General features: G+C 68.6%; 10 protein-coding genes. 2 read left to right on the top strand and 8 right to left on the bottom strand.

Features of this window, described 5'->3' with window-relative positions; translation table 11 throughout:
* The 3 genes from AC04L7_RS10845 to AC04L7_RS10835 form a co-directional block, all read right to left on the bottom strand.
* Nucleotides 1-439, bottom strand: a 439-nt coding sequence (locus tag AC04L7_RS10845) for an NAD(P)/FAD-dependent oxidoreductase (protein ID WP_475512989.1), incomplete at its 3' end; no start/stop codon positions are given.
* Between the two features lie 72 nt (nt 440-511).
* Nucleotides 512-1,207, bottom strand: coding sequence for a TetR/AcrR family transcriptional regulator (locus AC04L7_RS10840; RefSeq protein WP_296282696.1), 696 nt, complete (start codon nt 1,205-1,207; stop codon nt 512-514).
* A gap of 126 nt (nt 1,208-1,333) precedes the next feature.
* Nucleotides 1,334-1,735, bottom strand: coding sequence for a GFA family protein (locus AC04L7_RS10835; RefSeq protein ID WP_435999216.1), 402 nt, complete (start codon nt 1,733-1,735; stop codon nt 1,334-1,336).
* Between the two features lie 100 nt (nt 1,736-1,835).
* Here AC04L7_RS10835 and AC04L7_RS10830 point away from each other — a divergent pair, with 100 nt between their 5' ends.
* Both AC04L7_RS10830 and AC04L7_RS10825 read left to right on the top strand, forming a co-directional pair.
* Nucleotides 1,836-3,071 carry an HD-GYP domain-containing protein gene (locus tag AC04L7_RS10830; RefSeq protein ID WP_299343114.1) on the top strand — a complete coding sequence of 412 codons (1,236 nt, stop codon included), beginning with the start codon at nt 1,836-1,838 and terminating at the stop codon, nt 3,069-3,071.
* Between the two features lie 127 nt (nt 3,072-3,198).
* Complete coding sequence (locus tag AC04L7_RS10825) at nt 3,199-3,630, top strand: nuclear transport factor 2 family protein (RefSeq protein ID WP_299343116.1); 432 nt, start codon at nt 3,199-3,201, stop codon at nt 3,628-3,630.
* On the opposite strand, the gene AC04L7_RS10820 is transcribed toward AC04L7_RS10825, so the two are convergent.
* The 5 genes from AC04L7_RS10820 to AC04L7_RS10800 form a co-directional block, all read right to left on the bottom strand.
* The gene (locus AC04L7_RS10820) at nt 3,631-4,197 is read right to left on the bottom strand and encodes a hypothetical protein (RefSeq protein WP_299343117.1); all 567 of its coding nucleotides are present in this window, start codon (nt 4,195-4,197) and stop codon (nt 3,631-3,633) included. It abuts the gene before it with no gap.
* Nucleotides 4,198-4,299: 102 nt separating this feature from the next.
* Entirely contained in the window at nt 4,300-4,809 is a 510-nt protein-coding gene (locus tag AC04L7_RS10815) for a nuclear transport factor 2 family protein (RefSeq protein WP_299343119.1), read from the bottom strand.
* Nucleotides 4,806-5,030 (bottom strand): hypothetical protein, encoded by a 225-nt coding sequence (locus tag AC04L7_RS10810; RefSeq protein ID WP_296282702.1) that lies wholly within the window; start codon nt 5,028-5,030, stop codon nt 4,806-4,808. The genes AC04L7_RS10815 and AC04L7_RS10810 overlap by 4 nt, the downstream gene beginning before the upstream one ends.
* A 149-nt stretch (nt 5,031-5,179) precedes the next feature.
* Nucleotides 5,180-5,656 carry a group I truncated hemoglobin gene (locus AC04L7_RS10805; RefSeq protein WP_299343121.1) on the bottom strand — a complete coding sequence of 159 codons (477 nt, stop codon included), beginning with the start codon at nt 5,654-5,656 and terminating at the stop codon, nt 5,180-5,182.
* A 1-nt stretch (nt 5,657) separates the two neighbouring features.
* The coding region (locus AC04L7_RS10800; protein ID WP_475512988.1) for a DUF3034 family protein at nt 5,658-5,956 on the bottom strand (299 nt) is incomplete at its 5' end.

The following is a 5,956-nucleotide window of genomic DNA, read 5'->3' as shown; positions in this document are numbered from 1 at the left end:
GCCGCCGAGCGGCGTGCTCTTCCTCGAGGTCGTGCACGTCGCGGTGTCGGCTGGCGTAGTACAGGCTCGCGTTGCGCGCGAAGCCCACGTCGCGCCAGGCCGACGCGACGCCGTGCAACTGGTCGATCGCGTCGGAACAGGCGCGATAGGCGAGGGCGGCATCGGCCTCGCCGTGACGCTTCGCCAGATCGACCAGATGGGTGTCGATCTCATACTGCAGCAGCGCCGTGCTGGCCGACGTGCTGCCCCAGCCGATGTCGCGTTGCTCGAGGACTGCGACCTCGAAGCCATGCGTGGCCAGTTCGTCGGCGATCAGTGCGCCGGTGATGCCCCCGCCCAGCACCACCACGTCGCAGCGGTGGTCAGCCTCCAGGCGCGGAAACGCCTGCATCAGCCCGTTGCTGACCGCCCAGAAGGGATAACCGCTTTTCAGGTCCATGCTTGCCCCGCACCGTCACGATACGGCGATGCTGGCAGGCGGCGCGACAGGGACAGGTGAAGGGCGGCGCCCTCAGCGTGGCAACGCACCCTGCAGGAACAGGTCGACCGAGGCCAGCGCCTGTGCTTCCAGCGTGTCGACGTCGGGCATGTGGGTGCTGCCCGCCGCCAGCCTGACCACTTGGTCGCCGAACAGGCTCATGTAGAACTGCGCCGCGGCTGCTTTCGGCGAGGGCAACTGCAGCCGGCCGGCCGCGACCTGCTGGGCGAAATAGTCTTCCAGCGTCTGCCGGATCGATGCGACCACGTGGTCGAAGAACCAGTCGCGCAACGCGGGGAACGACTGTCCCTCGCCGATGACGATGCGGTACACCACCTGCGAATCCCGCCCGGCCATCAACTGCGCCATCCGGATCGCCACCCGGCGCAGCGCCTGCTCGGGCGATAGCTCGGTGAGATTGAGGTCGCTGAGGACGTGGATGTGCAGGTCCATGCGGCGCTCGAGGATGGCGCAGGCCAGTCCCTCCTTGTCGCCGAAGATGCGGTACAGCGTGGCCAGCGATCCGCCGGCGCGCGCCACGATCTCGCTCAGGCGAGCATGCTGGTAGCCCTTCTCGGCGAACACCTCGGTGGCGGCGTCCAGGAATTTTTCCGCCCGGATCTCGCCGCGGCGGCACAGCTCCACGTGTGGTCGCGGTCGCAGCGGCGACTCGCCGAGGATGTGCGCGTCGCTGAAAACGTTTTCCATGAAATCGGAAGGCGTGCTCATGTGGAACTCCTGCTCGCACCCGGTCGGCGGCAATTACCCAGACTAGCAAAAGCCCACTTGCGTGTGGCAAGTCCGCGTCGCATTCGCCGCCGGCAACGGGGGCTTTTTCGGACTAAGTGAGAAGTACTACAGATAAGACGTCAACGCGGGTGCCGACTGCCAACGGTCATGCGCCCCGTCGATGCAGGTGACGGGTGCGGCCGCCAGTTCTTCCGGCGTCGCATCCAGGCATCCCAGGTTGATGCCGTAGATGCGCTCCCCGCCCGGGACGTCGTTGCCGATCCCGAACGGGCGCACCCCGCAGGTCCGGCAGAAATGGTGGGAATGGCGCATCGCGTTGAACCGGTATTCGACCAGCTGGTCGCCACCGGCCAGCAGGCGGAAGCGGTCCGGCGTGACGATGGCCGGCCAGAACCGGTTGCGCCGGCAGATGGAGCAGTTGCACCGGTAGGTAGGCTGGGTCAGGTCGATGTCCGCCTCGAACCGGACCGCCCCGCAATGGCAACTGCCCGCATAGGACTTCAGCATGTGGCCTCCCGTGCCGATAACGGTTCCGGGGCAGTCGGGCCTGTCCCGCCGGCATCGCCGGAGCGCGGAGCGTAACCGACCTGGGGCCGTGGAGTCGTGCATGCTGAAAACACTCGATGTCGCAGCGCTCCGGCCGGGCATGCATGTACAGAAGCTGCTCGGGCCGTGGATGCAGCATCCGTTCTGGAGGACCTCGTTCGTGCTGGACGAGGAGCGGTTGGCGCAACTGCAGGACAGCGGCGTGGAGCAGGTGGTCGTCGACCTGTCGTTGGGCGCCTGGGACGGCGAGGATGCGATCGCCGACGGGGTCTCCCCCGTCATCGACACTGTTGCCACCCGAGCCGAGGACGATGCCCCGGCAGCAGCGGACCGCCGCCGGACCCTGGTGCCCGAGGCCGCTCCCGATTTCGCCTCCGAACTGGCCCGTGCGCGCCGCATCTGCGGCGAGGCCCGCGATGCCGTCGAGGCCATGTTCCGCGAGGTACGCATGGGCCGCGGCGTCGATCCCGGTCATGTCCTGCCGCTGATCGAGGAGATCACCGGCTCGGTCGATCGCCATCCCACCGCCCTGGTCAGCGTGGCGCGATTGAAGGACGCCGACAGCTATACCTACCTGCATTCGGTCGCCGTCAGCGCGCTGATGGTGATGCTGGGGCGCGAGATCGGCCTGTCCGATGCCGATCTGCGCGAGGCCGCGCTGGGCGGCCTGCTGCACGACATGGGCAAGGCGGCCATGCCGCTGGACGTACTCAACAAGCCGGGCAAGCTGACCGATGACGAATTCGACGTGATCCGCCAGCACCCGGTGCACGGCGAGCGCCTGCTGCGCGAAGGCGGCGTGACCCAGGCCGGGGTGCTCCACATCACCCGCCACCACCATGAGCGGATGGACGGCACCGGTTACCCGAATCGCCTGCCTGGCGACGCCTTGCCCGTGCTCACCCGCATGGGGGCCATCTGCGACGTCTACGATGCCATCACGTCCAACCGCCCTTACAAAGCGGGTTGGGACCCCGGCGAATCTCTGCGGCGCATGGCCAGCTGGCAGGGACACTTCGATACCGACCTGCTGAAGGCCTTCGTCCGCAGCCTGGGCATCTACCCGGTGGGAACCCTCGTCCGTCTGTCCAGCGAGCGCCTGGCGGTGGTGGTGGAACAGAACCCCGGCACGCTGCTCGCGCCGCGCGTGCGCGCCTTCTACTCGGCCAAGTCGCGCACGCACCTGCTGCTGACCGACATCGACCTGGCCGCGACCGATGGCCGGGAGCGCATCGTCGGCATCGAGTCGCCGGAGAAATGGGGATTCCGCGAGTTGGAGAAACTCTGGCTGCCCTGATTCGCCGGGCGCCGGACATTCGATCCCTGGGCGGCCGCACGGACACGCGATCCTGTCCCGCCGGCACCGCCGTTGCCGTATCGTCGGGGAACGACCCCACCGCCGGGTCCCCTTCGCAGGAACCTCCATGTCGCTGACTTTCCTCCTCTTCGCCGCCGCGGCCGCCTCTGCGCCGCCGCCGGGCGCCGATGCCGCCACGCTCGCCGCCATCGAAGCCACCTGCCTCGACTACATCGACGGCCAACTGGAAGGCGACCCGGCGCGCGTGGCGCGTGCGCTGCATCCCGACCTGGCCAAGCGGGCCGTTACCGGGGACACGCCCGACGAGCGGCTCGGCCTGCGCCGCATGTCGAAGGAGGAACTGGTAGGCCTGACCCGCCAAGGCGTGCTGAAGACGCCGAAGGACCAGTGGAACCGCAGCTGCCGGATCCTCGACGTCACCGCCGAGACCGCCGCGGTGCGGCTGGAAACCCCGTGGTTCGTCGATCACTTCCACATGGGCCGCTACGGCAGCCGCTGGATCATCGTCAACGCGCTGTGGCACTCGAAGCCGCGTTGATCACCCGGCAGCACGCGTTCGGGCCGCCTTGTGGAACAGCAGGGCGGACAACAACCAGGCGACGACATACAGGGCGGTGAACGCCAGCACGAACGCCGGTGATTCCTGCGTGTCCATGCCCATCGCGATGCCGCCTGCCGCCATCTGCGCCAGCGCCATCGCAACGAGCACACGGGACATCCCGCGCGCCTGCAGTCTGGCAACGCCGGCGCCCAGCACGCCTGTCACCAGCACGCCCAGGAAGAGCAGGTTGGCGCGATGGCCCGGCTCATCGACGATGCCCACGGCCAGGTTCGCCCACAGCAGCAGGAAGCCGGCGCCGACGGCGATGGCACCTGCCAGCAGGTAGCTGGGCACGCGCGCGACACGCGCCGTCATCTCGAACGCGGCACAGCCGGCCAGCAGCATTGCGCCGAAGACCACGAAGTCGCCGCCCGTCCAGGCCACCTCGTCCGTGAAACGCATGGCGACCCACGGCATCAGCAGCAACAGGGCCCCGCTGCCCCACACGAGCGGGCGCAATACGCGTATCCAGGCGATCGCGTTGCGATAGGTGTCGTGCGTCATGTTCAGTCTCCGTGTCGGCGGCGGGCATGCCGGACAAAGGATCCACGGCCGGCGTGCGCCGGTGACGGAGGCTGTGTGAAGCGGGTGCGAAGTCGCGCGCCCTCAGTGCGCGGCCTGCCGGTGCGCGTAGCTCAGCACGCGGGTGACCTGCCATTGGCCGTCGCGCTCGCGCCAGATCATCACGAAATCCGCTTCGCCCGCGCATTCGGTCGCCGACCGTGCGCAGAAGCGATGGGTGCCCTGCGCGATGGCACCGAAGCCCTTGATCGGGAACACGGTCAGCGTGCCCGGCACGCGCTCGCGTCGATACTGTCCGCACACGTTGGCACGCGTGCGTCCGATCATCTCGTCGCGGGTCCAGGTGACGCCGCCGTTGTCGTGGTAGAACTCCACCGCGTCGTCGAAGTAGGCGGCATGTTTGGCGAGTTGGGCGGGGTCGGCGCAGGTGTTGAACGTGTCGAACAGCGCGCTGTCCAGTGCATCGACCACCTGGGTGAGCTGTTCGTGCGTGCGGTCGGCCGCGGCKGCCGATTCCACTGCGCCCAGCAGCAGGACCGCACCCGCGAGTCCGGACAGCGCGACCTTCGCGATGCGCGCGCGTGACGTGCTCATGCCGCCACCACGGTGGCGCGCGGACGCCCGCCCAGCAGGCGGGCCGGCAACATCAGCAAGGCGTGCAGGAAAGCGAACAGGGCCGAGAACGTCACGCCGAGCAACCGGAACGGCAATGACAGCAGCCAGACGAAAGGCCACGCCAACAGCGCCAGCAGGGCGAGTGGCCAGCACAGCACCAACAGCAGGCACCAGGCGAGCAGGGCGAGGAGGGTCTTCATGGTCGGGGGATTCCTTCATCCGGCGGATCACGAGGTCCGATGCTGGCTCCCCCGGCGTCCTTGGGCCAGCGATCTGCGACGAAATGTCCGACACGGCGACGAAAGCGCCCGGCCGGCGCATCAATCCGCGCACTCCGCAGGGCGGCGGGTCAGGGCTGCGGCAGCAGCGGTGCTTCCGGTGGCGGCGGTCCCCGACGGACCACGTCCCGCTGCATCGCGGCCAGCCGGCGCAGCAGCCGGTTCTGCGTGGCGCGGGGCAGGCCGCGCTCGTCCATCGCCCACATCAGGTCTTCGACCAGCGCATTGAAGTCGGCTTCATCGACCGTGACGTGCTTGTGCGCTTCGACCATCGGCTTGCCGGCGTAGCGGCACGGACCGCCGGACTGCACGCACAGGAACTCCACCAGCCGGTCGTTGAGGTGGACGATGTCCACGTCGGCGAAGTGATGCGCGATGCGCGGATCGTCGGATACGCGGAACAGCAGCGTCTCCACCAGCGCTTCGATGCCGCTGCGCTGGCCCAGCTGCTGGTACAGCGCATCGTCGCGCGGTGGCGTCGACGCGCACCCGGCGATGGCGAGCAGGCAGGCCAGCACCCAGGGGGTGGCGATACGCGCGACCTTCATGTCAGAAGCTCCACTGCACGGAAACGTACGCGCCGCGCTGGTCGTCCAGTGTGGCGATGCTGCCCAGGTCGGCCCACGCGCCGACCACCGCGACATGCTTGTTCGGGAACCACGCCACGAAAACATCGCGCCAGTCGTCTTCGCGGGCGAAGCCGAGGTTGTCCGGCTTCTGGCGGTATTCGAGACCCACGGCCAGCCGCGGATCCAGCAGCACCGCCGCCGAGCCCTCCCACAGCCAACTGCGTGTGGCGCGCCGGTCGCCGCCGAAACCGAGCAGCCCGGCCTGGTTGCCGCTGGTGG

This window comes from Pseudoxanthomonas sp. LjRoot204_2 (genome assembly GCF_056175765.1).
The sequence above is the reverse complement of the archived record's forward strand: the minus strand, read 5'-3'. Positions and strand labels throughout refer to the sequence as shown.

Bases quoted from the DNA above. Each gene is read 5' to 3' on its own strand.
- AC04L7_RS10805 (WP_299343121.1), bottom strand. From the start codon at position 5,656: ATGAAGGTCGCGCGTATCGCCACCCCCTGGGTGCTGGCCTGCCTGCTC.
- AC04L7_RS10830 (WP_299343114.1), top strand. From the start codon at position 1,836: ATGCTGAAAACACTCGATGTCGCAGCGCTCCGGCCGGGCATGCATGTA.
- AC04L7_RS10820 (WP_299343117.1), bottom strand. From the start codon at position 4,197: ATGACGCACGACACCTATCGCAACGCGATCGCCTGGATACGCGTATTG.
- AC04L7_RS10810 (WP_296282702.1), bottom strand. From the start codon at position 5,030: ATGAAGACCCTCCTCGCCCTGCTCGCCTGGTGCCTGCTGTTGGTGCTG.
- AC04L7_RS10840 (WP_296282696.1), bottom strand. From the start codon at position 1,207: ATGAGCACGCCTTCCGATTTCATGGAAAACGTTTTCAGCGACGCGCAC.
- AC04L7_RS10825 (WP_299343116.1), top strand. From the start codon at position 3,199: ATGTCGCTGACTTTCCTCCTCTTCGCCGCCGCGGCCGCCTCTGCGCCG.
- AC04L7_RS10835 (WP_435999216.1), bottom strand. From the start codon at position 1,735: ATGCTGAAGTCCTATGCGGGCAGTTGCCATTGCGGGGCGGTCCGGTTC.